Annotated in this window: 21 protein-coding genes and 1 pseudogene; 5 read left to right on the top strand and 17 right to left on the bottom strand. The window is 63.3% G+C overall.

Annotated features, from left to right (window positions below):
• The first annotated feature begins 8 nt into the window (after positions 1–8).
• Entirely contained in the window at positions 9–329 is a 321-nt protein-coding gene (locus tag GKC70_RS19225) for a GIY-YIG nuclease family protein (RefSeq protein WP_039575638.1), read from the top strand.
• Here the strand turns inward: GKC70_RS19225 and yejK are convergent.
• On the bottom strand, positions 310–1,317 hold the full coding sequence (gene yejK, locus GKC70_RS19220; protein ID WP_342649602.1) for a nucleoid-associated protein YejK: 1,008 nt from the start codon (positions 1,315–1,317) through the stop codon (positions 310–312). The genes GKC70_RS19225 and yejK overlap by 20 nt on opposite strands.
• Before the next feature lie 389 nt (positions 1,318–1,706).
• Here yejK and GKC70_RS19215 point away from each other — a divergent pair, with 389 nt between their 5' ends.
• Positions 1,707–1,988, top strand: coding sequence for an HU family DNA-binding protein (locus tag GKC70_RS19215; protein ID WP_029613585.1), 282 nt, complete (start codon positions 1,707–1,709; stop codon positions 1,986–1,988).
• 50 nt (positions 1,989–2,038) lie between these two features.
• On the opposite strand, the gene rlmF is transcribed toward GKC70_RS19215, so the two are convergent.
• The 5 genes and pseudogenes from rlmF to GKC70_RS19190 all read right to left on the bottom strand — a co-directional run bounded on the left by rlmF (position 2,039) and on the right by GKC70_RS19190 (position 8,450).
• Positions 2,039–2,992, bottom strand: a complete 954-nt coding sequence (gene rlmF, locus GKC70_RS19210; RefSeq protein ID WP_342649601.1) for a 23S rRNA (adenine(1618)-N(6))-methyltransferase RlmF — start codon at positions 2,990–2,992, stop codon at positions 2,039–2,041.
• A 129-nt stretch (positions 2,993–3,121) separates the two neighbouring features.
• A pseudogene (locus tag GKC70_RS19205) lies at positions 3,122–5,967 on the bottom strand (valine--tRNA ligase).
• A 138-nt stretch (positions 5,968–6,105) separates the two neighbouring features.
• A complete protein-coding gene (locus GKC70_RS19200) occupies positions 6,106–6,468 on the bottom strand; it encodes a DNA polymerase III subunit chi (RefSeq protein WP_342649600.1) in 363 nt (120 codons plus the stop codon).
• Positions 6,469–6,473: 5 nt separating this feature from the next.
• On the bottom strand, positions 6,474–6,902 hold the full coding sequence (locus GKC70_RS19195; protein WP_317870587.1) for a DNA polymerase III subunit chi: 429 nt from the start codon (positions 6,900–6,902) through the stop codon (positions 6,474–6,476).
• Positions 6,903–6,956: 54 nt separating this feature from the next.
• Entirely contained in the window at positions 6,957–8,450 is a 1,494-nt protein-coding gene (locus tag GKC70_RS19190; RefSeq protein ID WP_304483845.1) for a leucyl aminopeptidase, read from the bottom strand.
• A gap of 332 nt (positions 8,451–8,782) precedes the next feature.
• On the opposite strand from GKC70_RS19190, the gene lptF reads away from it, so the two are divergent.
• Both lptF and lptG read left to right on the top strand, forming a co-directional pair.
• Positions 8,783–9,898: an LPS export ABC transporter permease LptF gene (gene lptF / locus GKC70_RS19185; RefSeq protein ID WP_342649599.1), complete on the top strand. Its 1,116-nt coding sequence runs from the start codon at positions 8,783–8,785 to the stop codon at positions 9,896–9,898.
• Complete coding sequence (gene lptG, locus GKC70_RS19180; protein ID WP_029613580.1) at positions 9,891–10,952, top strand: LPS export ABC transporter permease LptG; 1,062 nt, start codon at positions 9,891–9,893, stop codon at positions 10,950–10,952. Before lptF ends, lptG begins: the two co-directional genes overlap by 8 nt.
• A gap of 77 nt (positions 10,953–11,029) precedes the next feature.
• Here the strand turns inward: lptG and GKC70_RS19175 are convergent, their stop codons facing one another.
• The 11 genes from GKC70_RS19175 to arcD (GKC70_RS19125) all read right to left on the bottom strand — a co-directional run bounded on the left by GKC70_RS19175 (position 11,030) and on the right by arcD (GKC70_RS19125) (position 23,717).
• The gene (locus GKC70_RS19175; RefSeq protein ID WP_342649598.1) at positions 11,030–11,518 is read right to left on the bottom strand and encodes an RDD family protein; all 489 of its coding nucleotides are present in this window, start codon (positions 11,516–11,518) and stop codon (positions 11,030–11,032) included.
• Positions 11,519–11,607: 89 nt separating this feature from the next.
• The gene (locus GKC70_RS19170) at positions 11,608–11,820 is read right to left on the bottom strand and encodes a cold-shock protein (RefSeq protein WP_029613578.1); all 213 of its coding nucleotides are present in this window, start codon (positions 11,818–11,820) and stop codon (positions 11,608–11,610) included.
• Between the two features lie 344 nt (positions 11,821–12,164).
• The gene (gene gcvT / locus GKC70_RS19165) at positions 12,165–13,286 is read right to left on the bottom strand and encodes a glycine cleavage system aminomethyltransferase GcvT (RefSeq protein WP_342649597.1); all 1,122 of its coding nucleotides are present in this window, start codon (positions 13,284–13,286) and stop codon (positions 12,165–12,167) included.
• Between the two features lie 91 nt (positions 13,287–13,377).
• Complete coding sequence (gene gcvP, locus GKC70_RS19160; protein WP_342649596.1) at positions 13,378–16,233, bottom strand: aminomethyl-transferring glycine dehydrogenase; 2,856 nt, start codon at positions 16,231–16,233, stop codon at positions 13,378–13,380.
• Between the two features lie 11 nt (positions 16,234–16,244).
• Entirely contained in the window at positions 16,245–16,628 is a 384-nt protein-coding gene (gene gcvH, locus GKC70_RS19155) for a glycine cleavage system protein GcvH (RefSeq protein WP_342649595.1), read from the bottom strand.
• A gap of 280 nt (positions 16,629–16,908) precedes the next feature.
• The gene (locus tag GKC70_RS19150; RefSeq protein ID WP_342649594.1) at positions 16,909–18,417 is read right to left on the bottom strand and encodes a sigma-54-dependent transcriptional regulator; all 1,509 of its coding nucleotides are present in this window, start codon (positions 18,415–18,417) and stop codon (positions 16,909–16,911) included.
• An 88-nt stretch (positions 18,418–18,505) separates the two neighbouring features.
• Positions 18,506–18,874: a DUF5064 family protein gene (locus GKC70_RS19145; RefSeq protein WP_029613575.1), complete on the bottom strand. Its 369-nt coding sequence runs from the start codon at positions 18,872–18,874 to the stop codon at positions 18,506–18,508.
• A 55-nt stretch (positions 18,875–18,929) separates the two neighbouring features.
• Positions 18,930–19,859 carry a carbamate kinase gene (gene arcC / locus GKC70_RS19140; RefSeq protein ID WP_342649593.1) on the bottom strand — a complete coding sequence of 310 codons (930 nt, stop codon included), beginning with the start codon at positions 19,857–19,859 and terminating at the stop codon, positions 18,930–18,932.
• Positions 19,860–19,947: 88 nt separating this feature from the next.
• Entirely contained in the window at positions 19,948–20,958 is a 1,011-nt protein-coding gene (locus GKC70_RS19135) for an ornithine carbamoyltransferase (RefSeq protein WP_342649592.1), read from the bottom strand.
• Positions 20,959–21,009: 51 nt separating this feature from the next.
• Positions 21,010–22,263 carry an arginine deiminase gene (gene arcA / locus GKC70_RS19130; protein ID WP_342649591.1) on the bottom strand — a complete coding sequence of 418 codons (1,254 nt, stop codon included), beginning with the start codon at positions 22,261–22,263 and terminating at the stop codon, positions 21,010–21,012.
• Between the two features lie 26 nt (positions 22,264–22,289).
• On the bottom strand, positions 22,290–23,717 hold the full coding sequence (arcD, locus tag GKC70_RS19125) for an arginine-ornithine antiporter (RefSeq protein WP_342649590.1): 1,428 nt from the start codon (positions 23,715–23,717) through the stop codon (positions 22,290–22,292).
• 446 nt (positions 23,718–24,163) lie between these two features.
• Here arcD (GKC70_RS19125) and arcD (GKC70_RS19120) point away from each other — a divergent pair, with 446 nt between their 5' ends.
• Complete coding sequence (gene arcD, locus GKC70_RS19120; protein WP_342649589.1) at positions 24,164–25,591, top strand: arginine-ornithine antiporter; 1,428 nt, start codon at positions 24,164–24,166, stop codon at positions 25,589–25,591.
• The last annotated feature ends 7 nt before the right edge of the window (positions 25,592–25,598 follow it).

The raw sequence follows: 25,598 nt of genomic DNA, 5'->3' as shown, positions 1-25,598 counted from the left end.
GCAGCGTCGTGGAAGGTGAATCGATAGCCGAGGCGCCAGGCAAGCCTTGGTTCGTCTATCTGGTCCGGGCGGCCAATGGCTCGCTGTACTGCGGTATCAGCGACGATCCCCAGCGGCGCTTTCTCAAGCACCGCAGCGGGCAGGGTGCGCGCTATTTCAAGACCAGCCCTGCGCAGGCGCTGGTGTATGTGGAGCAGTGGCCCGACAGGCGCCAGGCGCTGCAACAGGAGCGGCTGGTGAAGAAGCTGCGCAAGTGCGCCAAGGAGGCCCTGGTGGCCTCCTATGTCAGTGAGCAGGTCGCAACCGAACTCAGTCCTTGCGACGTTTGAGCTGATCGACCAACTGCGTGGGCAGGCCCTTGATCACCAGCGTGCCGGCCGCTTCGTCATACTCGATCTTCGAGCCCAGCAGGTGCGCTTCGAAGCTGATCGACAAGCCCTCGGCCCGGCCGGTGAAGCGACGGAACTGGTTGAGGGTGCGCTTATCCGCTGGAATTTCCGGCGATAGGCCGTAGTCCTTGTTGCGGATATGGTCGAAGAACGCCTTGGGGCGGTCCTCGTCGATCAGGCTCGACAGTTCTTCCAGGGTGATCGGCTCGCCCTGCTTGCTTTGACTGGTGGCGTAGTCGACCAGGGTCTGGGTCTTTTCCCGCGCCGCTTCTTCAGGCAGATCCTCGCTCTCGACGAAGTCGCTGAAGGCCTTGAGCAAGGTACGGGTTTCGCCAGGGCCGTCGACGCCTTCCTGGCACCCGATGAAATCACGGAAGTAGTCCGAAACCTTCTTGCCGTTCTTGCCCTTGATGAAGGAAATGTACTGGCGTGAGTGCGTGTTGTTGTTCCATTCGGACAGATTTATACGCGCCGCCAGATGCAGTTGCCCCAGGTCCAGGTGACGCGATGGCGTGACGTCCAGTTCGGCGTTCACTGCCACGCCTTCGCTATGGTGCAGCAAGGCGATGACCAGGTACTCGGTCATGCCTTGCTGGTAATGGGCGAACAGCACATGACCACCCGTGGACAGGTTGGACTCCTCCATCAGCTTCTGCAGGTGCTCGACCGCCACGCGGCTGAAGGTGGCGAAGTCTTTTTCCTGCTCCTGGTACTGCTTGAGCCAGCCGCTGAGCGGATAGGCGCCGGACTCGCCATGGAAGAAGCCCCAGGCTTTGCCCTGTTTGGCGTTGTAGCTGTCGTTGAGGTCAGCCAGAAGATTTTCGAGGGCATCCGATGCAGCCAGTTCGGTGTCTCGTGCATGGAGCACGGCGGGGCTGCCATCGGGCTTCTTGTCGATCAGGTGAACGATGCAATGACGGATTGGCATGGAATTCTCTGAAAAAGGGGCGTTGGAACGCCGCGCTGCAAAGTCTCGCAGTTTACCGCAGGGCGGGGGTGAGGCAGTGGTCAGATTGTGGCAGATACACGGTGTTGTATGTTTTTTGATCAAAAGTCGGTTTTTTCGGCAAAACCCCCGAAAAACCTGAATAAAAACAGTGTCGGCAGCGGATATTTCCGCAGGCCTGTGTTAGTTTTGCGCCGTCTTGCGCCCCTTGGGGTGGCGCATTGCTGGCAGCTCGCTTGCCTCGTGTCGAACCAAACGTCGATTTGCGCATCTACATTCGCGATTGGCGAGGCTAGCCGGGACTTCCGTGCAGGCCCGATAACGATGAAGCACGCTGCATACCTCTGATTTGATAGGGAAGGAACACCACCATGGCATTGACCAAAGACCAACTGATTGCCGACATCGCCGAAGCCATCGATGCGCCGAAGACCACCGCGCGCAACGCCCTGGAGCAACTGGGCCAGATCGTTGCCGACCAACTGGAAAACGGCGCTGAAATCACTCTGCCGGGCATCGGCAAGCTGAAAGTCTCCGAGCGTCCTGCCCGTACCGGCCGTAACCCTTCGACTGGCGCTGCCATCGAAATCGCGGCCAAGAAAGTCGTCAAGTTCGTACCTGCAAAAGTGCTGACCGACGCCGTCAACAAGTAATTGTCGATGCTTCGTTGAAACCGCGCCCGGCCTGTCCGGGCGCGGTTTTTTCATGCCTGCGTTTTGTCTCGACCGCTGGACCAGGCAGCTCGGGCGCTGTCGTCGTGGAAGCTCCAGGCGACCATGCGGCTTTGCTTCTGTCCTTGGCCCATCGCGACCACGCGTTGGTCACTGACGCCTGCTTGCTTCAGTGCTGCTTCGATCCCGGGCAGGTTGCCGACTTTGGACACCAGACTGGTGAACCACAGCACTTGGCTGGCGTACTGCACGCTTTCGCTGATCAGCTGGCTGACGAAGCGAATCTCGCCCCCTTCGCACCACAGCTCATTGTTCTGCCCACCGAAGTTGAGCACCGGCAACCGGCGCTTGGGGTCCTGCTTGCCGAGGTTCTTCCATTTGCGCTGGCTGCCGCGCGTGGCTTCTTCGCGCGAGGCGTGGAAGGGCGGATTGCACAGGGTCAGGTCGAAGCGTTCGCTGGCCTGCAGCAGGCCGCTGAGGATACGGGTGCGCTCAGGTTGCTGGCGCAGCGTGATGGCCTTGCTCAGGCCATTGGCCTGGACGATGGTCTTGGCCGAGGCCAGTGCCACTTGATCGATGTCAGAGCCCAGGAATGACCAGCGGTAGTCACTGTGCCCGATCAGTGGGTAGATGCAGTTGGCGCCGACGCCGATGTCCAGTGCGCGCACTTTCGGGCCGCGTGGAACCTGTCCGCTGCTGTCTTCGGCGAGCAGATCGGCCAGCACATGAATGTAATCGGCGCGGCCTGGGATGGGCGGGCAGAGGTAATCGGCGGGAATGTCCCAGTGCTGGATGCCGTATTGGGCCTTGAGTAACGCGCGGTTGAACACGCGCACGGCTTCGGGATTGGCGAAGTCGATGCTGGGTTTGCCATGGGGATTGGTGAGGGTGAAGCGGGCCAGATCGGGGTGTGCCTCGATCAGCCGGGGAAAGTCGTAGCGGCCCTGATGGCGGTTGCGTGGGTGCAGGGTAGGTTTGTCGATCATGGTCGCATCCGGTGTTGCGAACCTTTCGCGGCCCTGTCGCGGCGAGGCCGCTCCGGCAAGCGCCTGGTGGCGTGCAGGAGCGGCCTCGTGCCGCGACAGGGCCGCCAAGCGGCCCCAACGGTGTGTTGATTACAGCGCAGCGATCCGCGCGTGTTGCTCGGTGAAGTTGGCCAGTGCCTGTTCGGACTCAGCCAGCTTGGCGCGCTCCTTCTCGATCACCGCCGGCGGTGCCTTGTCGACGAAGGCGGCGTTGGACAGCTTGCCACCGACCCGCTGGACTTCGCCCTGCAGGCGCTGGATTTCCTTGTTCAGGCGGGCCAGCTCGGCATCCTTGTCGATCAGGCCAGCCATGGGCACCAGCACCTGCAGATCGCCTACCAGGGCGGTGGCCGACAACGGCGCTTCGTCCTGCTCGGTGAGCACGGTGAAGGACTCGACCTTGGCCAGCTTCTTGAGCAGGGCTTCGTTGTCCTGCAGGCGACGCTGGTCGTCGGCGTTGGCGTTCTTCAGGAACAGCGGCAGCGGCTTGCCTGGGCCAATGTTCATTTCGGCGCGAATGTTGCGCAGGCCCACCATCAATTCTTTGAGCCACTCGATATCGCCCTCTGCGGCCGTATCGATGCGGCTTTCGTTGGCCACCGGCCACGACTGCAGCATGATGGTCTTGCCCTGGACACCGGCCAGCGGCGCGATGCGCTGCCAGATTTCTTCGGTGATGAAGGGCATGAACGGATGGGCCAGGCGCAGCACCACTTCCAGCACGCGCACCAGCGTGCGACGCGTGCCGCGAGCACGCTCGATTGGCGCGTTCTCGTCCCACAGCACCGGCTTGGACAGCTCCAGGTACCAGTCGCAGTACTGGTTCCAGACGAACTCGTAGAGCGCCTGGCTGGCCAGGTCGAAACGGAACTGCTCGAGCTGGCGGGTCACCTCGGCTTCGGTGCGTTGCAACTGCGAGATGATCCAGCGATCGGCCAGCGACAGCTCACAGGCTTCGCCGTTCTGGCCGCAATCTTCGCCCTTGTCCAGCACGTAGCGGGCGGCGTTCCAGATCTTGTTGCAGAAGTTGCGATAGCCTTCGACACGGCCCATGTCGAACTTGATGTCGCGACCGGTGGAGGCCAGGGAGCAGAAGGTGAAGCGCAGGGCGTCGGTGCCGTAGCTGGCGATGCCCTCGGGGAATTCAGCCTTGGTCTGCTTGGCGATCTTCTCGGCCAGCTTGGGCTGCATCATGCCGCTGGTGCGTTTCTCCAGCAGCGCCTCGAGGGTGATGCCGTCGACGATGTCCAGCGGGTCGAGCACGTTGCCCTTGGACTTGGACATTTTCTGTCCCTGACCGTCACGCACCAAGCCGTGCACGTACACGGTCTTGAACGGCACTTGGGGGTGCCGTCTTCGTTCTTGATCAGGTGCATGGTCAGCATGATCATCCGGGCGACCCAGAAGAAGATGATGTCGAAGCCTGTGACCAGCACGTCGGTGGAGTGGAATTTCTTCAGGAACTCGGTCTGTTCCGGCCAGCCCAGGGTGGAGAAGGTCCACAGCCCCGAGCTGAACCAGGTGTCCAGGACATCGTCGTCCTGGCGCAGGGCCACGTCGGCACCCAGGTTGTGCTTGCTGCGCACTTCCTGTTCGTTGCGCCCGACATACACCTGGCCGGCCTCGTCATACCAGGCTGGGATGCGGTGGCCCCACCACAGCTGACGGCTGATGCACCAGTCCTGGATGTCGCGCATCCAGGAGAAGTACATGTTCTCGTACTGCTTGGGCACGAACTGGATCCGGCCATCTTCCACGGCAGCGATGGCAGGCTCGGCCAGGGGCTTGGTGGAGACGTACCACTGGTCGGTCAGCCAGGGTTCGATGATGGTGCCGGAGCGGTCACCCTTGGGCACCTTTAAGGCATGGTCGTCGACACTCACCAGCAGGCCCTGGGCATCCAGGTCGGCCACCATCTGCTTGCGCGCGACGAAACGGTCGAGCCCGGCGTACTGGGCCGGCAGGGACGTATCGACGCGCTCGTTGACGCTGCCATCGAGGTTGAAGGCCTGCACGGCGGCGAGCACGCTGGCGTTCTTATCGAAGATGTTCAGCAGCGGCAGGTCGTGGCGCTTGCCGACTTCGTAGTCGTTGAAATCGTGGGCTGGGGTGATCTTCACGCAGCCGGTGCCGAATTCAGGGTCGCAGTAATCGTCAGCGATGATCGGGATGCGGCGACCGACCAGCGGCAGCTCGACGAATTGGCCGATCAGGGCCTGATAGCGCTCATCGTTCGGGTTGACCGCAACGGCGACGTCGCCCAGCAGGGTTTCCGGACGGGTAGTGGCCACCACCAGGTGGTCCTTGCCTTCGGCCGTGGTAGCGCCATCGGCCAGCGGGTAGCGCAGGTTCCACAGATGGCCCTTTTCGTCGTGGCTTTCCACTTCGAGGTCGGAAATGGCGGTGTGCAGCTTCGTGTCCCAGTTGACCAGGCGCTTGCCGCGGTAGATCAGACCGTCTTCATGCAGGCGCACGAACGCTTCTTTCACTGCTTCGGACAGGCCGTCGTCCATGGTGAAGCGCTCACGGCTCCAATCGACCGACGAACCCAGGCGACGAATCTGACGGCTGATGTTGCCGCCGGACTGGTCTTTCCACTCCCAGACTTTTTCCAGGAACTGCTCGCGGCCCAAGTCGTGACGATTCTGGCCTTTGGCTTCGAGCTGGCGTTCGACGAGCATCTGCGTCGCGATGCCGGCATGGTCGGTGCCCGGCTGCCACAGCGTGTCGCGGCCCTGCATGCGGCGGAAGCGAATCAGGGCGTCCATGATCGCATTGTTGAAGCCGTGGCCCATGTGCAGGCTGCCGGTGACGTTCGGCGGCGGGATCATGATGGTGTAGGACTCGCCTGCACCTTGCGGAGCGAAATAGTTTTCCGACTCCCAGGTGTTGTACCAGGAAGTTTCGATGGCGTGCGGCTGGTAGGTCTTATCCATGCGCGGCGGGACCCTTAGGCATTAATTCGGGAAAGCCGGGAAGTATAACCAAGCTGCGAGCTGCAAGCGACAAGGAGGGCGCGCGTCAGGCTCATCGAAGCTGGACCACGATGAGCGCAACGCGCAGAGCGCGGCGGCTTACTCCGAACGCTTGATCAGGCGTTCCATGCGCGCCTCGAGGCGACGCTTGATTTCGGCTTCGATGTGCGGGGTGTAGTCGTTGATCACGTCTTGCATGATCGATTGCGCGGCGGCGCGCAACTCGGCGTCCAGGTGCAACAGGGTGTCCTGGCGGCGGGTTTGCGAGTCTTCGGCTGGCGCCGGTGCCGGTTCGGCGCTTGTCTCGGAAGCGGGCAACGGCTCGTCGAGGTGCAGGGGCATCTGCTCGACGGTTTCGGTGAGCAGCGGCGGCTGCAGGTCGTCGTCGCCCAACAGCTGGCGAATCGACTCGAGGTCGTCGAGCAGGTGGGCGGATGGGGTCTGGGAAGTGGGTTTGTCCATCGTCGTCAAAGTCGCTGTAAGCGGTGATCTTGCAGAGCATAGCCCTGTTCACGGTAGAAACGGAATCGGTCTCGGGCCGACTGGCGGATGGCTGCGTCCTCGACGACGATTTCCGCCACCCGCTCGAACTGGCCGACGAAGGCCGGCACACTGGCGCCGAGGTTGATCAGCAGGTCGCGATGTTCGCCTGCACTGGCGTCGATGCCCAAGGCCACCTGGGCTTCAGGGTGCTGCTCGGCCAGGTCGTGGGGGACGAACGCCTCGCCCTTGAAGCGCCACAGGCGTTCGTCCAGATCCACGCGCTGAGCGTCGTCCTGGCAATGCAGGTAGACCCGATGGCCCAGGCGCCAGGCCTTCTCGCACAGCTTGCAGGCGAAGTCCAGGCGCGCCGACAGCGAGTCGGTGGGCAGAATGTAGAAGTCGACTTTGCTCATGGTCGGTCAGGTCGTCAGCCACGAGGCGACGGCAACGCCATCACCTCGCTGCCATCAAACGCCCGCGCGGTCCAGCAAGTACTGGGTCAGCAGGGGCACCGGACGCCCGGTGGCGCCTTTGTCCTTGCCGCCGCTGGTCCAGGCGGTGCCGGCGATGTCCAGGTGCGCCCAGCTGTAGTTCTTGGCGAAGCGCGACAGGAAGCAGCCGGCGGTGATGCTGCCCGCCTTCGGGCCGCCGATGTTGGCGATGTCGGCGAACGGGCTGTCCAGTTGTTCCTGGTACTCCTCGAACAGCGGCAGTTGCCAGGCGCGGTCGTCGGCGCGCTTGCCGGCGTCGAGCAGTTGACCGACCAGATCGTCGTTGTTACCCATCAGGCCGGAGGTGTGGCTGCCCAGGGCGACGATGCAGGCACCGGTGAGGGTGGCGATATCGATCACGGCCTGCGGCTTGAAGCGCTCGGCGTAGGTCAGGGTATCGCACAGCACCAGACGGCCCTCGGCATCGGTGTTGAGGATTTCCACGGTCTGCCCGCTCATGGTGGTGACGATGTCGCCAGGTCGGGTCGCGCCGCCACTGGGCATGTTCTCGGCGCAGGCCAGCAGGCACACCAGGTTGATCGGCAGTTGCAGTTCGAGCACCGCGCGCAGGGTGCCGAACACGCTGGCCGCACCACCCATGTCGTATTTCATTTCATCCATGCCGGCGCCCGGCTTGAGGCTGATGCCGCCGGTGTCGAAGGTGATGCCCTTGCCGACCAGCACGAACGGCTTGTCGGTCTTCTTGGCGCCCTGGTACTGCATGACGATCAGTCGTGGCGGCTGATCGCTGCCCTGGCCGACGGCGTAGAACGCGCCCATGCCCAGGTCCTTGATCTTCTTCTCGTCGAGCACTTCGACCTTCAGGCCCTTGTGCGCCTTGCCCAGATCCTTGGCCTGCTCGGCGAGGAAGCTGGGGTGACAGATGTTCGGTGGCAGGTTGCCCAGGTCGCGGGTCAGCGCCATGCCGCTGGTGATGGCGGTGGCGTGCTTGACCGCGCGCTCGACCTCGGACAGGCCGGCCTTGTCGGCGAGCAGGGTGACCTTCTTCAGGGCGCGCGGTTCGGCTTTCTGACTCTTGAAACGGTCGAACACGTAGGTGCCGTCGAGCAGGGTTTCTGCCAGCAGGCGGTATTTGCCGTAATGACCGTCACGATTGGTCACGGCGATGTCGTCCAAGGCCAGCACGGCGTCGGTGCCGGCCAGGTTGCGCAGAGCCCCGGCGACGCTGGCGACCAGCTTGCGCCAGGTGCGGTCGCCCAAAGCCTCTTCCTTGCCGCAGCCGACCAGCAGTACGCGCTCGGCCTTGAGACCCGGCAGGTTGTGCAGCAACAGGGTCTGACCCGGCTTGCCGACCAGATCGCCGCGCTTGAGGATGGCTGCCAGGGCGCCTTCTGTCGCCAGGTCGATGGCCTTGGCGACGGCGCCAAGCTGACGGCCTTCACCGACCGGAACGACCAGAGTGGCGGTTTTCACGGATGCTGCGGCTACGGTCTTTACAACCAGTTGCATGTGAGGGTCCCGAATGATCTGTAGAGTGGCGACGGCCGCGCAAGCGACGCGCCCGGCCTGGCGGCGCTGTCGCGGGCCAGTGGAAAAGCTGCCAGTTTGAGCCTGCCGGCGCCTCGCTGACAACCCCGGAGCCCGCTTTTGCAGGGGGCATCCGGCTTTCGCCAGTCAGGACATTCGCTGTGATGCGCCGCCAAGTGACAGGCGCCCCCAATCACAGGATAATGCGCGCACTTTTGAATGGAGGTTCGCTGCTGGCGAACCGGCGCGGGTCCTGATTGTCCTTTCAGTCAGTGTCCTGGCAATCCGCCCCTGACAACCCAGGAGTGTCTGGTTTGATCGTCTTTCGTTATCTGTCCCGCGAGGTCCTGGTCACCTTGAGCGCCGTCAGCGCCGTGCTGTTGGTGATCATCATGAGCGGGCGCTTCATCAAGTACCTGGCCCAGGCGGCCCAGGGTGCACTCGATCCGGGTGTGCTGTTTTTGATCATGGGCTTCCGCCTGCCGGGCTTTCTGCAACTGATCCTGCCGCTGGGGTTGTTCCTCGGCATCCTGCTGGCCTACGGCCGGCTCTACCTGGAAAGCGAGATGACTGTGCTTTCGGCCACCGGCATGAGCCAGCAGCGCCTGCTGACGCTGACCATGGCGCCGGCTGCGCTGGTCGCGCTGTTGGTGGCGTGGTTGAGCCTGAGCCTGGCGCCGTTGGGCGTTGCCCAGGTGCAGAAGATCGTGGCCCAGCAAGATGCCTTGACCGAGTTCGATACCCTGGTGCCCGGTCGCTTCCAGAGCCTGCGTGACGGCACCCGTGTCACCTATGCCGAAACGATGTCCGACGATCGGGTCAATCTCGGTGGCGTGTTCATCTCCGAGAAGCGCTTCAACCAAGACAAGACCAAGGACCGTGCGCCTTCGGTACTGGTCGCCGAAAAGGGCCACCAGGAAGTCCAGGCCGATGGTAACCGCTACCTGATCCTGGAAAACGGCTATCGCTACGATGGCAACCCAGGCGAGGCCGGTTATCGTGCGATCAAGTACGAGACCTATGGTGTGCAATTGCCCAAGCCGGAAGTCAGCCAGGAGGTCACCGAGCGCGAAGCCATCCCGACCTCCGACTTGATCGGGCACGACGGTCTGCGCGAGCGCGCCGAGCTGCAGTGGCGGCTGTCGCTGCCGCTGCTGGTCTTCATCGTGACACTGCTGGCGGTGCCGCTGGCTAGGGTCAATCCACGCCAGGGCCGCTTCCTCAAGCTGCTGCCGGCGATTCTTCTGTACATGGCCTACCTGACGATGCTGATTTCCGTTCGCGGTGCCCTGGAGAAAGGCAAGCTGCCAATTTCCCTTGGCTTCTGGTGGGTACACACGCTGTTCCTGCTCATCGGTCTTGCGCTGATGTACTGGGAGCCGCTGCGCTTGAAGATGGCCTCGCGCCGTGCGGGGGTGAGCCGTGGTTAAACTCGACCGCTACATTGGCAAGAGCGTACTGCTGGCCATTCTCGCCGTGCTGGGGATCATCCTCGGCCTGGCCTCGCTGTTCGCCTTCATCGACGAGATGGGTGACCTGAGCGACACCTACAGCCTGCTCGATGCCAGCAGCTATGTGCTGCTCACCGCGCCGCGCCGCCTCTACGACATGCTGCCGATGGCCGCACTGATCGGTTGCCTGATTGGCCTGGGCAGCCTGGCCAGCAGCAGCGAATTGACCATCATGCGTGCTGCTGGCGTGTCCATCGGCCGCATCGTCTGGGCGGTAATGAAGCCGATGCTGGTGCTGATGCTGGTCGGCCTGCTGATCGGCGAATACGTCGCCCCGGTCACCGAGAACAAGGCCCAGGCCGAGCGTTCGTTGGCCCAGGGCGGTGGCGAGGCGCAGAGCTCCAAGCGAGGCATGTGGCACCGCCAGGGCGACGAGTTCGTGCACATCAACTCGGTGCAGCCCAACGGCCTGCTGCTGGGCGTGACTCGCTACCGTTTCGACGACGAGCGCAAGATTCTCAGTTCCAGCTTCGCCCGTCGTGCCCTGTACAAGGACGAGCGCTGGGTGCTGCATGACGTCAACACCACGTTCTTCAAGGGCGATCACACCGAAGTGGTGCAGGTGCCGGAAGAACTCTGGGATGTTTCGGTGACGCCGGAACTGCTCAATACCGTGGTGCTGCCGCCCGAATCGCTGTCGATGACTGGGCTGTGGGAGTACATCCATTACCTGGCCGATCAGGGTCTGAACAATGCCCGCTACTGGCTGGCGTTCTGGAGCAAGATTCTGCAGCCGGTGGTGACCGCCGCATTGGTGCTGATGGCGATCTCCTTCATCTTCGGTCCGCTGCGCTCGGTGACCTTGGGTCAGCGCGTGTTCACCGGGGTGCTGGTGGGCTTCGTGTTCCGCATCGCCCAGGATTTGCTCGGCCCCTCGAGCCAAGTGTTCGGCTTCCCGCCATTGCTGGCGGTGGTGATACCGGCAGGGGTCTGCGCCCTTGCAGGGGTATGGCTGCTACGAAGGGCGGGATGAGCCTAGCCTTGGCGTAAACGAAAAAGCCGACCCTAGGGTCGGCTTTTTGCTGGCCGCTGCGCAGAGCCTGGCCGCCGTCATTTCTTCGACTTTGGAACGCGTACTAGCCGGGTTTCGGAGTAGATGTCATGCCAACTGCGTTTTTGCTTGTCGATCAACGACCAGATGAACCCCAGGCCCAGGCACAGCCAGGACGCGATCGAGACCATGAAGCGCAGTAAAGCCTGCCACAACGTGATGGCGCTACCGTCGGCATTCTGCACGCGCACTCCCCAGACTTGCATGCCCAGCGTCTGGCCGCCGTGGGTCCAGAACTTGGCGAAGAAGCCGAACAGGGCGAACAGCAGCACCGTGGACAGCAGGGGATCGCCATCCAGCGCGCCCGCCTCGGTGAGCGATCGCATGCGAGCCTCGCCGATGATCGACATCTGGATCAGCTTGTAGGCGCCCGCCGTCACGATTAGCAGGGCCGTGCAGAGCAGGAAGTCGTAGAACATCGCTGCCAGGCGTCGGCCAAGGCCGACAGGCGGGAATTCACCCTGTGGAGTGAGCAAGGGCTTGGTCATGCACGGTGGCTCCGAAAGACGAAGCCGCCATTCTACGGTTAAAAAAAAGCCCCTGCACTTGGCAGGGGCTTTTTCGAAGCCGGATCGGCTTACTCTGCAACCTGAACCTTGTCAGCTTGCATGCCCTTCTGGCCTTGCACGGCTTCGAAGGTGACCTTCTGGCCTTCTTTCAGGCTCTTGAAGCCATTGCCTTCGATCGCGCGGAAGTGAACGAACAGATCCGCACCGCTTTCGGGGGTAATGAAGCCGTAACCTTTCTCGTCATTGAACCACTTGACGGTACCGTTCTGACGCTCAGCCATTTTCTTGCTTCCTATGAATCTTTAGATAGTGATTTCAGTTTCTTTCGTTTTGGAAGGACGAAAGAGTACTGGGCTGGGTTGCAGGAAAGTAAGAGACGTCAGACGGGTTGTAGCAAAATTCGGCTACTGGCCCAGGTCACGAACTGTTGCGACCCATGCAAACACAGTGAGCCGACTCTACGCCAACTCTCGCGACAAAAACAAGCCCCGAATCGCCTCCAGATCAGGCTTTTGCCAATTACCGACACAATGGTCGCAAACAGCATGGCGCCTGGGCTGGCGCCATGTTCGAAAGTTATTAAATGGGTTCGCAATCGAATAAGCGAGCGCTTAATGAATTACCTTCAACCTCGGTAGTAACGCGGTACAACGAAAGGCATTTTGCTGACCTTCAAGGCAACTTGCTTGCCCCGCACCATGGCGAACAGCGGCGTTTCCAATGCACTGTGTTCGCTATCGACATAGCCCATCGCCACAGGCGCATTCAATGTCGGTCCGAAGCCGCCACTGGACACCCTTCCGACCGTCTTGCCGGTGCCATCGACGATGTCGGCACCTTCTCGAACCGGCGTGCGCTCCTGTGGCAGCAGGCCGACGCGCTTGCGGGCCACGCCCCCACGCTGCTGCTCGAACACCCGCTCTGCACCTGGGAAACCGCCCGCACGCGCGCCGTCGGCGCGACGGGCCTTGGACACGGCCCACCACAAGCTGGCTTGTACTGCGGTGGTGTCAGGGTCCATGTCGTGTCCATACAGGCACAGCCCGGCTTCCAGGCGCAGCGAGTCGCGGGCGCCGAGGCCGATGGGTTGTACCTCGGGTTCGGCCAGCAGGCGCCGCGCCAAGGCTTCGGCGTGCTCCGCGGGTACCGAGATCTCGTAGCCGTCTTCGCCGGTGTAGCCAGAGCGACTGATCAGGCAATCCGCCTCGAGCAGCGTCACGCGCCGCACCTGCATGAAGGTCATCTGCGCCACTTCAGGTGCCAGGCGCTGCAGCACCGAGGCCGCTGCCGGGCCTTGCAGTGCCAGAAGGGCGCGCGTCTCGAACAGCGGTTGCACCTCGCAGCGGGCGCCCAGATGGTCGCGCAGATGGGCCAGGTCCTGCTCCTTGCAGGCGGCGTTGACCACCAGAAAGAGCGTGTCGTCGCCGAGATTAGCGACCATCAGGTCATCGAGGATGCCGCCCTGTTCGTCGGTGAACAGCGCATAGCGCTGGGTGCCTACCGGCAGGTCGACGATATCCACCGGCACCAGGCTTTCCAGGGCGGTCGCCGCTTCAGGCCCGTGCAGCAGGATCTGGCCCATGTGCGAGACGTCGAACAATCCCGCCTGGCTGCGGGTGTGCAGGTGTTCCTTGAGTACGCCCAGCGGGTACTGCACGGGCATGTCGTAGCCGGCGAATGGCACCATGCGTGCGCCCAGTTCCAGGTGAAGGGCGTGCAGCGGGGTCTTGAGCAGTGTGGCGGACATCGATGACTCCTTGGAATGTGGTCCAGCCCTGCGCGCGAGCGGTAAGTGGCATTCGCGCGCAGGCCTTGCTGAGGCTGCGACGTTCGCGGCCTCAGACGTCCTGATAGCTTTCGACCGACGGGCAGGCGCAGACCAGGTTGCGGTCGCCGTACACGTTGTCGACGCGACCCACCGGCGGCCAGTACTTGTTGTCCATCAGGCTGGCCACCGGATACACCGCTTGCTCGCGGCTGTAGCCGTGTGCCCAGTCCCCGACCAACTCGGCTGCGGTGTGCGGGGCGTTCTTCAGCGGGTTGTCGTCCCTGTCCAGGCTGCCGTTCTCTACCGCGCGAATCTCTTCGCGGATCTGGATCATCGCTTCGCAGAAGCGGTCCAGTTCCTGGCGCGACTCGCTCTCGGTCGGCTCGATCATCAGCGTGCCGGCCACCGGGAAGGACATGGTCGGGGCATGGAAACCGAAGTCGATCAGGCGCTTGGCCACATCATCGACGCTGATGCCGCTGGAGTCCTTGAGCGGGCGCAGGTCGAGGATGCATTCGTGGGCCACCAGGCCATTGCTGCCGCTGTACAGCACCGGATAGTGCTCTTCCAGGCGGCGGGCGATGTAGTTGGCGTTGAGAATGGCCATCTGCGAAGCGCGCTTGAGCCCCGCCCCGCCCATCATGCGGATGTACATCCAGGTGATGGGCAGGATGCTGGCGCTGCCGAACGGTGCAGCGCAGACCGCCCCAGTGGTGTTCTCCAGCGCCGCATGGCCGGGCAGGAACGGTGCCAGGTGGGATTTGACGCCGATCGGCCCGACGCCCGGCCCGCCACCGCCGTGGGGGATGCAGAAGGTCTTGTGCAGGTTCAGGTGCGAGACATCGCCGCCGAACTTGCCTGGGGCGCACAGCCCGACCATGGCATTCATGTTGGCGCCATCGATGTACACCTGGCCACCGTTGTCGTGGATCAGCGCGCAGATCTCACCGATGGCTTCTTCGAACACGCCGTGGGTCGACGGGTAGGTGATCATCAGTGCGGCGAGGTGCTCGCGGTGCTGGCTGGCCTTGGCCCGCAGATCGTCGACATCGACGTTGCCGCGCGCGTCGCAGGCAGTCACCACCACGCGCATGCCGGCCATGTGGGCCGTGGCCGGGTTGGTGCCGTGGGCCGAGGAGGGGATCAGGCAGATGTCGCGGTGGCTGTCGCCGCGGCTTCGGTGATAGGCGCGGATCGCCAGCAGGCCGGCATACTCGCCTTGCGAGCCGGCATTGGGCTGTAGCGACACCGCGTCGTAGCCGGTGGCAGCGCAGAGCATGGCCTGCAATTCATCGGTCAGTTGCTGGTAACCCTGGCTTTGGCTGGCCGGGGCGAACGGGTGCAGGTTGCCGAATTCGGCCCAGGTCACCGGCATCATTTCGCTGGCCGCGTTGAGTTTCATGGTGCACGAGCCCAGCGGGATCATGCTGCGGTCCAGGGCCAGGTCCTTGTCGGCCAGGCGGCGCAGGTAGCGCATCAACTCGGTTTCGCTGTGGTAGCGGTTGAATACCGGGTGTTCGAGGTAGCCCGAGCGGCGCAGCAGGGCCTGCGGCAGGCGCGAGACGGGGGCTGCGGCCAGGGCGTTGAAGTCGGGCAGGCGACGGCCTTCGGCGAACAGCCCCCACAGCGCTTCGACATCGGCTTGGGTGCTGGTTTCGTCCAGCGACAGGCCCACGTGCGTGGCGTCGATCTGGCGCAGGTTGAAGTGCTGTGCCCGGGCTTTTTCGTGAAGCGTGGCGGTGGCGGCGCCGGTGTTCAGGGTCAGGGTGTCGAAGCAGGTGCTGTTGAGCACTGAGACGCCGAGGCTGTCGAGGCCGGCAGCGAGCACGGCCGTCAGCGTGTGTGTGCGTTCGGCGATGCGCTTGAGGCCGGCGGGGCCGTGATAGACGGCGTACATGCTGGCGATGTTGGCCAACAGCACCTGGGCGGTGCAGATGTTGCTGGTGGCCTTCTCGCGACGGATGTGCTGCTCGCGGGTCTGCATGGCCAGGCGCAGGGCGGTCTTGCCGAAGCGGTCGATCGACACGCCGACCAGGCGGCCCGGCATGTCGCGCTTGAATGCGTCGCGAGTGGCGAAGTACGCCGCGTGGGGACCGCCAAAGCCCAGCGGCACGCCGAAGCGCTGGGCGCTGCCGATGGCCACGTCGGCACCGAAGTCGCCCGGCGGGGTGAGCAGGGTCAGGGCCAGCAGGTCGGCGGCTACCGCCACCAACGCGTTGCCGTCGTGCAGGCGTTGGACCACTTCGCGGTAGTCGAACACTGCACCATGGCTGGCCGGGTACTGCAGCAGCGCACCGAAGTAGGCGCTGGTGTCCTGCAGCGCGAACTCATCGCCCACCACCACTTCGATGCTCAGCGGCTCTGCGCGGGTGCGCAGCACATCGAGGGTCTGCGGATGGCAATGCACGGAGGCGAAGAAGGCATTGCTGGCCTTGTTCTTCGACAGCCGCTTGCAGAAGGTCATGGCCTCGGCCGCAGCGGTGGCTTCGTCGAGCAGCGAGGCGTTGGCGATCGGCAAACCGGTGAGGTCGCTGATCAGCGTCTGGAAGTTCAGCAGCGCCTCCAGGCGACCCTGGGAAATTTCCGGCTGATAGGGGGTGTAGGCGGTGTACCAGGCCGGGTTTTCCAGCAAGTTGCGCAGGATCGGCGCCGGCGTGTGGGTGCCGTAGTAGCCCTGGCCGATGAAGCTCTTGAACAGCACATTGCGTGCAGCGATGGTCTTGAGGGCCGCGAGCGCGTCGGCTTCGCTTTGGCCATCGGCATGACCGAGCACGCTGGTGCCCTTGATGCTTTCGGGAATGACCGCAGCGGTCATGGCTTCGAGCGAATCGAAGCCCAGGGTGTGCAGCATGCCCTGTTCGTCGGCGCTATTCGGGCCGATGTGGCGGGCGATGAATTCGTTGGCGGTGCCGAGGTTGCTGGTCATGGTGGTGATCCTCAGGCGTGGGCGTTGGCGTTGAGCAGGCGGTCGTAGGCATCCTGGTCGAGCAGGGCGGCCACTTCAGCCATGTCGGCGGGCACGAAGCGGAAGAACCAGCCTTGGCCCAGTGGGTCTTCGTTGACCTGTTCCGGGCTGTCGTTGAGGTCTTCGTTGACGGCGACCACTGCGCCAGTGAGCGGCATGTACACACCGCTGGCGGCTTTGACCGATTCGACGGTGGCGGCTTCGGCACCTTTGTCGTAGTGCTGCAGCTCCGGCAGTTGCACGAAGACCACATCGCCCAAGGCGTTCTGGGCGTAGGCGGTAATGCCGACGGTGACGCTGCCGTCCGCTTCGACGCGCAGCCATTCGTGATCTTCGGTGAAACGCAACTCGCTCATGGGAAATCCTCGTAACGCAGGGGTCGATGGGCGCGGTGGTTCCGCGCTCTTGAGATGGGATTTCACCTAGCAATAATGCGGCCACTCGAATGGAAGCCCTTCAATTCAATGGGTTGGGGGCTTTTTGTGGGTGCGGGTGAGCGTGGAGATGGAATGAAAACGCTACGGCGCAAAAGTGGGAACAAAAGATCGACCAATCAAACCTTTGCAAAGACAAGCGCAACAGGGTTTGTACTGATTTCATTACGGTGTATTGAAATCAGTACGGATGTGGTCGGCCTCAGGACTTCCCAGAGATGCCGTACTTGCGCAAGCGCTGCGCAATGGCGGTATGCGAGGTATGCAGCCGCGCGGCGAGTTGGCGCGTCGAGGGGTAGCTGGCATAGAGCCGTTGCAGCAAACTGCGCTCGAAATCGCCGACGGCCTGTTCCAGGCTAGCCACTTCGCCGTCCTGCCCGCGCGCGACCGACGTGCCAGCAATGTCCAGATCGCCAATGTCCACCAAGTGGCTTTCGCAAATGGCGGCGGCGCGGAAAATCACGTTCTGCAACTGGCGCACGTTGCCCGGCCAGGGGTTGGCCAGCAGCGCCTGGTGGGTGGCGGGCGCCAGGCGGCAGGGCGGGCGCTGGATCTGGGTGCAAGCCTGCTGCATGAAGTAGTGGGCCAGCATCAGGATGTCCTGCCCGCGGTCGCGCAAGGGCGGCACTTGCAGGTTGAGCACGTTCAGCCGATAGAACAGGTCTTCGCGGAAGCTGCCTTCAGCGACCATGCGCTCCAGGTCGCGGTGGGTGGCGCTGATGATGCGCACGTCGACCTTGACCTCACGGTCGCCGCCAACCCGGCGGAAGCTGCCGTCACTGAGAAAACGCAGCAGCTTGGCTTGCAGGTACGGCGACATTTCGCCGATCTCGTCGAGGAACACCGTGCCTTTGTTGGCCAGCTCCATCAGACCGGGCTTGCCGCCGCGCTGGGCGCCGGTGAAGGCGCCGGGGGCATAGCCGAACAGCTCGCTCTCGGCCAGACTCTCGGGCAGCGCGGCGCAGTTGAGTGCCAGGAATGGCGCGGCCTGGCGGCTGCTCAACGCATGGCAGGCGCGGGCCACCAGTTCCTTGCCGGTGCCGGTTTCGCCATGCACCAGCAGCGGCGCATCCAAGGTCGCCACGCGTAGGCCGCGGGCCTTGAGGGTGCGGATGACCGGCGACTCGCCGAGCAGTGCATCGAAGCCTTCGGCGCGGTCGTGCCGCAGCGCCGACAGGCGCTCACCCATGCGGTTCGGCGGATACAGCGTGAGCAGGCCACCGGCCTGGGTGATCGGTGTGGCGTCGAGCAGCAGGCTCTGGCCATTGAGCTGCATTTCGCGCATGGGCAGGTGGAAGTTGTTGTCCAGCAGGGCCTTGAGCAGGTTGTCGTCGCCGAACAGCTCGCCCACCGAGCGGCCGGCCGATTCGCGCCCGCACAGGGCGATCAGTGCCGGGTTGGCCAGCAGCACCTTTCCGGCGCTGTCCACGGCCAGCACCGGATCACTCATGGCCGCCAGCAGGGCGTCGAGCTGCAGGTGACGGCGCTGGCCGGGCAAGATGTCCACTACCTCCACCGCCTGCACGCCGTGCACCTCGAACAGCGCATCGTGCAGTTCTTCGAGCACGGCAGGGCTCAGGGTCGGTGCGTCGATGTAGACGTTGGGCGGAACCATCTCCACCGCATCGAGGTTGAGGTGACGGGCACCGAGCAGGGCCAGGACTTCCTGGGTGATGCCGACGCGGTCGATGAAGCTGACGTGGATGCGCATGGGGGCGAGCGGTCTTGGGACGAGAGGCAGCAGTATGCCTCGAGATGCCTGGCGCGCCCACACGAACGGTGCATGGTCGGCGCCGGGGTCACTGCAAATGTTCAGGCTTGATCGGATCGCCGGACTTCACCGCCAGCGTCTGGCGGATGTCTTCGAACATGTGGTCGTAGAGTTTGTGCGGCGAGTTCAGGCTCTCGAACTTCTTCGGCGCCGGAAGGTGTGCTTGCGCCCTGCGCGTGAGTTGCATGAGAAAGCTCGGCAGGACCTGATCCTTGGCCAGGAAGAAGCGTTCGTCCACCGGTTTGCCTTCGATGCTGCCATGCATGTGGAACTGGATGCCGTGCCCTTCCTTGGGATCCTGGGTGGCCTCGTACTCGATGGCGAGGTCGTAGCTGTGGTCGTGGCTGTTGAGCGCGACACGCTCGATGTGCACGTGACCAGGATGGAACTGGGCCATGGGACGTCCTCCTGTAAATCGAAAACGGCCGGTGGGGCGCACCGGCCAACTGCGTTCAACGGTAGCTGATCCCGGGCAGGCCGGTCGATATGCGTGTACCGGCGGTGCCTTTGACGATGTCCTCGATGTTCTCCAGCGAGCTGATGACTGCGACCTTGCCGGTATTGCGGGCGAACTCGCAGGCGGCTTGGACCTTGGGGCCCATGGAGCCGGCGGCGAAACCGAGCGTGTCCAGCGCGTCCGGGTGCGCCTGGGCGATGGCGGTTTGCGTCGGCTTGCCGAAGTCCACATAAGCGGCATCGACGTCGGTGGCGATGATCAACAGGTCGGCGTCGAGCTGCTCGGCCAGCAGCGCGGAACACAGGTCCTTGTCGATCACCGCCTCGATGCCTTTGAGTCGTCCATGGGCATCGTACATCGTCGGAATGCCGCCACCCCCGGCACAGATCACCAGTGTGCGCTTTTCCAGCAGCCATTTGATCGGGCGGATCTCGAAGATACGCTTGGGTTTGGGGCTGGCGACCACGCGGCGGTACTTGTCGCCATCGGCCTTGACCACCCAGCCCTTTTCCTGTGCCAGGCGCTCGGCTTCCTGCCGCTCGTAGACCGGTCCGATGAACTTGGTCGGGTCCTTGAAGGCCGGATCGTCGGCATCGACTTCGACCTGGGTGAGCAGGGTGGCGAAGGGCACCTCGAAGTCGAGCAGGTTGCCCAGTTCCTGTTCGATCATGTAGCCGATCATGCCTTCGGTCTCGGCGCCCAGCACGTCCAGCGGATAGGCCTCGTCAGGCTTGTAGGCCTGGCCCTGGAGCGACAGCAGGCCAACCTGCGGGCCGTTGCCGTGGGCGATGACCAGCTCGTTGCCCGGATGGATGCGGGCGATACGCTCGGCAGCGGTACGAATGTTGGCGCGCTGATTGTCGGCGGTCATCGGTTCGCCGCGGCGAAGCAGGGCGTTGCCGCCCAGTGCAACCACGATAAGCATGGGGAATCTCCTTTGGGAAGCCACTGCGAGCGGTGAGCGCCGAGCGGCCAGTAGACGTGCGGTCGGGCAGAGGCTCGCCGCTTGACGCTCAAAGATCGGCGAGGGTCGAGACCAGGATCGCTTTGATCGTGTGCATGCGGTTCTCGGCCTGTTCGAAGGCGATGCAGGCCGGGGACTCGAACACGTCGTCGGTGACCTCGATGCCGTTGGTCAACTCCGGGTACTGCGCGGCGATCTGCTTGCCGACCTTGGTCTCACAGTTGTGGAAGGCGGGCAGGCAGTGCATGAATTTGGTCCGCGGGTTGCCGCTGGCCCGCATCAGCGCAGCGTTGACCTGATAAGGCTTGAGCAGCGTGATGCGCTCGCCCCAGGCTTCGATCGGCTCGCCCATCGACACCCACACGTCGGTGTGGATGAAGTCCACGCCCTTGACGGCCGCGCGCGGATCTTCGGTCAGGGTGAGGCGTGCGCCGCTTTCTTCGGCGTACTGCTTGCAGCGTTGCACCAGATCGTCGTGGGGCCAGAGGTCCTTGGGTGCGGCGATGCGCACATCCATGCCGAGCTTGGCGCCGATCAGCAGCAGCGAGTTGCCCATGTTGTTGCGCGCATCGCCCAGGTAGGCATAGCTGATGTCGTGCAACGGCTTGTCGCTGTGCTCGCGCATGGTCAGCACGTCGGCGATCATCTGCGTGGGGTGGTACTCGTCGGTCAGGCCGTTGAACACCGGCACGCCGGCGAATGTGGCCAGCTCCTCGACGATCTCCTGCTTGAAGCCGCGATACTCGATGGCGTGGTACATGCGCCCGAGCACGCGGGCGGTGTCCTTCATGCTTTCCTTGTGGCCGATCTGCGAGGAATTGGGATCGATGTAGGTGACGTTGGCGCCTTGGTCATAGGCGGCGACCTCGAAGGCGCAGCGGGTACGGGTGGAGGTCTTCTCGAAGATCAGCGCGATGTTGCGGCCCTTCAGGTGTTGCTGCTCGGTGCCGGTGTACTTGGCACGCTTGAGGTCGCGCGACAGGTCCAGCAGGTAGTTGAGTTCGCGGGTGCTGTGGTGTTCGAGGCTGAGCAGGTTGCGGTTACGCATGTTGAACGCCATGACGGTGTCTCCTTGGGTTCGGTAGGCTCGTGTGGCCGGGAATGACGGCTCTCAGTAGTCGATCGGGTCGCGCACGATCGGGCAGGTCATGCAGTGGCCGCCGCCGCGACCCCGGCCCAGTTCGCCGGCGCTGATGGTGATCACTTCCACGCCGGCCTTGCGCAGCAAGGTGTTGGTGTAGGTGTTGCGGTCGTAGCCGATGACCACGCCGGGCTCCAGGGCCACCACGTTGTTGCCGTCGTCCCACTGCTCGCGCTCGGCGGCGAAGCTGTTGCCACCGGTTTCCACGACTCGCAGTTTCACCCCCAGGTGTTCGCCGACCACGTCGATGAACGATTTATGTTCCCGGCGTACGTCCATGCCGTAGGGCTTGCTCTCGTCGGGGCGAATGATGAACGGCACGATTTCGCTGACCACCTCCGGGAAGACCGTGACCAGGTCGCGGTCGCAGAAGCTGAACACCGTGTCCAGGTGCATCGCTGCGCGCGACTTGGGCAGGCCGGCGACGATGACTTTTTCCACCGCGCCCTTGGCGAACAAGCTCTGCGCCAACTTGCCGATGGCCTGGCGCGAAGTGCGCTCGCCCATGCCGATCAGCACGACGCCGTTGCCGATCGGCATCACGTCGCCGCCCTCGAGGGTGGACTGGCCATGCTCCTTGTCAGGGTCGCCGTACCAGACCTGGAAGTCAGCCTGGGTGAACTGCGGGTGGAAGCGGTAGATGGCCGTGGCCAGCAGGGTTTCCTGGCGGCGCGCCGGCCAGTACATGGGGTTGAGCGTGACGCCGCCGTAGATCCAGCAGGTGGTGTCGCGGGTGAACTGGGTGTTGGGCAGCGGCGGCAGGATGAAGCTGGAATGGCCCAGGTAGTCGTTGTACATCTTCACCACTGCCGCGCCTTCGCTCTGCGGCAGGTCCTGGCCGGCCACGCCGCCGATCAGGAATTCGGCCAGGTGGCGCGGCTCCAGGCCCTCCAGCCAACTGCGCACTTCGTTGGTGAGGCCGACGCCGACGGTGTCCGGCGAAATCTTGCGGTCGAGGATCCAGGCCAGCGCCGCCTTGTCCTGCACGATGTCGGTCAACAGGTTGTGCATCTCCAGCACCTCGACGCCGCGCTCGCGCATCTTGGTGACGAAGTCGAAATGGTCGCGCTTGGCCTGGTCGACCCAGATCACATCGTCGAACAGCAGTTCGTCGCAGTTGCTTGGGGTCAGACGCTTGTGCGCCAGCCCCGGTGCACAGACCATCACTTTGCGCAGTTTGCCGGCTTCTGAATGGACGCCGTATTTCGCTTTGTCCGCGGACATGAGGTGTTCCTCCAGCAAGAGGTGATTCACAGGGTCAGGAAGCCGTCGTACAGGCCGTAGGCTGCCAGCAGGGCGCCCAGGACCACGGCGGCGAAGATCAGTTTTTCCAGGCGGCTGAAAATGGGTTGGCCCACTTCGTGCCGGGCCTTGGCGAACAGGATCGCGCCCGGTGCGTAGAGCAATGCCGACAGCAGCAGGTACTTCACGCCGCCGGCGTACAGCAGCCAGATGGCGTAGAGCAGGGCGATGGCGCCGATGGCCAGGTCCTTGCGCCGTTCGGCGAGGGCCTGCGCGTAGGTTTCCCCGCGCACCGCCAGCAGCACCGCATAGGCCGCCGACCACAGGTAGGGCACCAGGATCATCGAGGTGGCGAGGTAGATCAGCGACAGGTAGGTGCTGTTGGAAAACAGGGTGATGACCAGGAAGATCTGCACCATGGCGTTGGTCAGCCACAGGGCATTGGCCGGCACATGGTTGGCGTTCTCACGGCGCAGGAACGCCGGCATGGTGTGGTCCTTGGCGGCCGCGAACATGATTTCCGCACACAGCAGCACCCACGACAGCAGCGCTCCCAGCAGCGAAATGATCAGGCCGACACTGATCAACAGCGCCCCCCAGTGACCGACGACGTGTTCGAGCACGGCGGCCATCGATGGGTTTTGCAATGTGGCCAGTTCCGGCTGGGTCATCACGCCCATCGACAGAACGTTCACCAGTACCAGGAACAGCAGCACGGTGACGAAGCCGATGACCGTGGCCTTGCCCACGTCGGCGCGTTTTTGCGCCCGTGAAGAAAAGATGCTCGCGCCTTCGATGCCGATGAACACCCATACGGTCACCAGCATCATGTTGCGCACCTGGCTCATCACCCCGCCCAGGTCGGGTGAGCCCAGTCCCCAGATGTCGGCGGTGAACACGTCGAGCTTGAAGGCGAACAGACAGATCAAGGCGAACAGCAGCAACGGCACCACCTTGGCCACCGTGGTGACCAAGTTGATGAACGCCGCCTCCTTGATGCCGCGCAGCACCAGAAAGTGCACGCCCCACAACAACAGCGAGGCGCCGACGATGGCCGCTGGCGTGTTGCCCTGGCCGAAGATCGGGAAGAAATAGCCCAGGGTGCTGAACAGCAGGACGAAATAGCCGACATTGCCCAGCCAGGCGCTGATCCAGTAGCCCCCGGCCGAAGAGAAGCCCATGTAGTTGCCGAACCCGGCCTTGGCGTAGGCGTAGACGCCGCCGTCCAGGTCGGGCTTGCGGTTGGCCAGGGTCTGGAACACGAAGGCGAGGGTGAGCATGCCCACGGCGGTGATTGCCCAGCCGATCAGCACCGCGCCGACCCCGGCGCTGGCGGCCATGTTCTGCGGCAGCGAGAAGATACCGCCGCCGATCATCGAACCCACTACCAGGGCAACTAATGCACCAAGTTTGAGTTTTCCGGGAGCATCAGACATTTAACGACTCCACGTCAGGAGGAAGTTGCTGAAAGAATAAATCCGACGCGTTCGACATTCGCTGATTTGGATCAGTCGTTGAGGATTCGTCGTCAGAAACTTCCCGCTCGCTAGTTCGAAATTGAAGACGAAAGCGATCCATCCCTCTGCATGAAGGCCATGTGCCACAAGGCTTTGAGGTAGGCCGCCAGAAAAACACCGCGTTTGCCAAGCGAACTTTCAACCTGGTCGTTTCCTGGGGCTTCGCCCATTTTTCTCGTCTTCAAAGGCGATAAGTGCTCAGGATGTGAAACGTTTGGCACTCGGCTTCTGAATAAGCGCTCACCGATAGACAGATCCGTTATGAGTCATTTAAATTTAATGGTTTTAGTTGATATGACTGTCATGAAATCTCACGCTTCAATTCGACCGTTCAACTGCCGTGCGCACGGTGAGGGTGCTCCTTGATGGGCGAGCAAGGACACAAACTGGGCCTGGGCGCGCTCGTCGCCTTGGTCGTGGGGTCGATGATCGGCGGCGGTATCTTTTCGCTGCCGCAGAACATGGCCGCCCGTGCCGAAGTGGGCGCGGTACTGATTGGTTGGTCGATCACCGCCGTGGGCATGCTGGCGCTCGCGTTCGTGTTCCAGACCCTGGCCAATCGCAAGCCGACACTCGACTCGGGCGTGTATGCCTACGCCAAGGCCGGGTTCGGCGACTATCTGGGCTTCTGCTCGGCTTGGGGGTACTGGATCAGTGCCTGGATGGGCAATGTCGGCTATTTCGTCCTGCTGTTCAGCACGCTGGGGTTCTACGTTCCGTTGTTCGGCGAGGGCAATACGCCCCTGGCCATTGGCTGTGCCTCACTGTTGCTCTGGAGCGTGCACCTCTTGGTGCTGCGCGGCATCAAGGAGGCGGCGTTCATCAACCTGGTCACGACCGTGGCGAAGGTCGTGCCGCTGCTGATCTTCATCGTCATCGCCGCTTGCGCTTTTCGCGCCGATGTCTTCACCCGCGATGTCTGGGGCCTGGATACGCCGCAGTTGGGCAGCGTGCTGGAGCAGGTGCGCAGCATGATGCTGGTGACGGTGTTCGTGTTCATCGGCATCGAGGGCGCCAGCGTCTATTCCGGGCGCGCGCGGCGTCGCTCGGATGTCGGCAGGGCGACGTTGATCGGTTTTCTCGGCGTGTTGGCGCTGTTGGTGCTGGTCAATGTGCTGTCGCTTGGGGTGATGAGTCGTGGCCAGTTGGCAGGATTGCCGAACCCATCGTTGGCTTCGGTACTGGAGCACCTGGTAGGCCCCTGGGGCGCGCTGCTGATCAGCGTCGGCCTGGCGGTGTCGCTGCTCGGCGCCTTGCTGTCGTGGGCGTTGCTCTGTGCCGAGATCCTGTTTGCCACGGCCCGTGACGGCACGATGCCGCGTTTTCTCGCCAAGGAGAACGCCAACCAGGTGCCGGCCAATGCGCTGTGGCTGACCAATGGCATGATCCAGGGTTTCCTGTTGATCACGCTGTTTTCTGCCGGCACCTACACCAGCCTGATCTACCTCGCCTCGTCGATGATCCTGATGCCGTACTTCTGGTCGGCCGCCTATGCCGTGAAGTTGGCCTGGTGCGGCGAGGGTTATGCCGGGCAGTCGGCCGCGCGGCGCAAGGACTTGATGATAGGTCTGCTGGCCCTGGTGTATGCGCTGTGGCTGCTGTACGCCGGTGGCGCCAAGTACCTGCTGCTCTCGGCGCTGCTGTATGCCCCTGGGGCAATCCTGTTCGCACGGGCTCGCCGAGAGCAGGGCCGGGCGCTGTTCAGCCGATGGGAAGCGCTGATCTTCGCCGTGGTGCTGCTGGGCGCCGGGGTGGGGGCCTGGGCGCTTTCCGTGGGGCTGCTGAGTCTTTAGCGTCCCG

This window comes from Pseudomonas sp. REB1044 (assembly GCF_038813925.1).
GTDB lineage: Bacteria > Pseudomonadota > Gammaproteobacteria > Pseudomonadales > Pseudomonadaceae > Aquipseudomonas > Aquipseudomonas boreofloridensis.
This window is presented reverse-complemented; position numbering and strand designations above follow the sequence as displayed.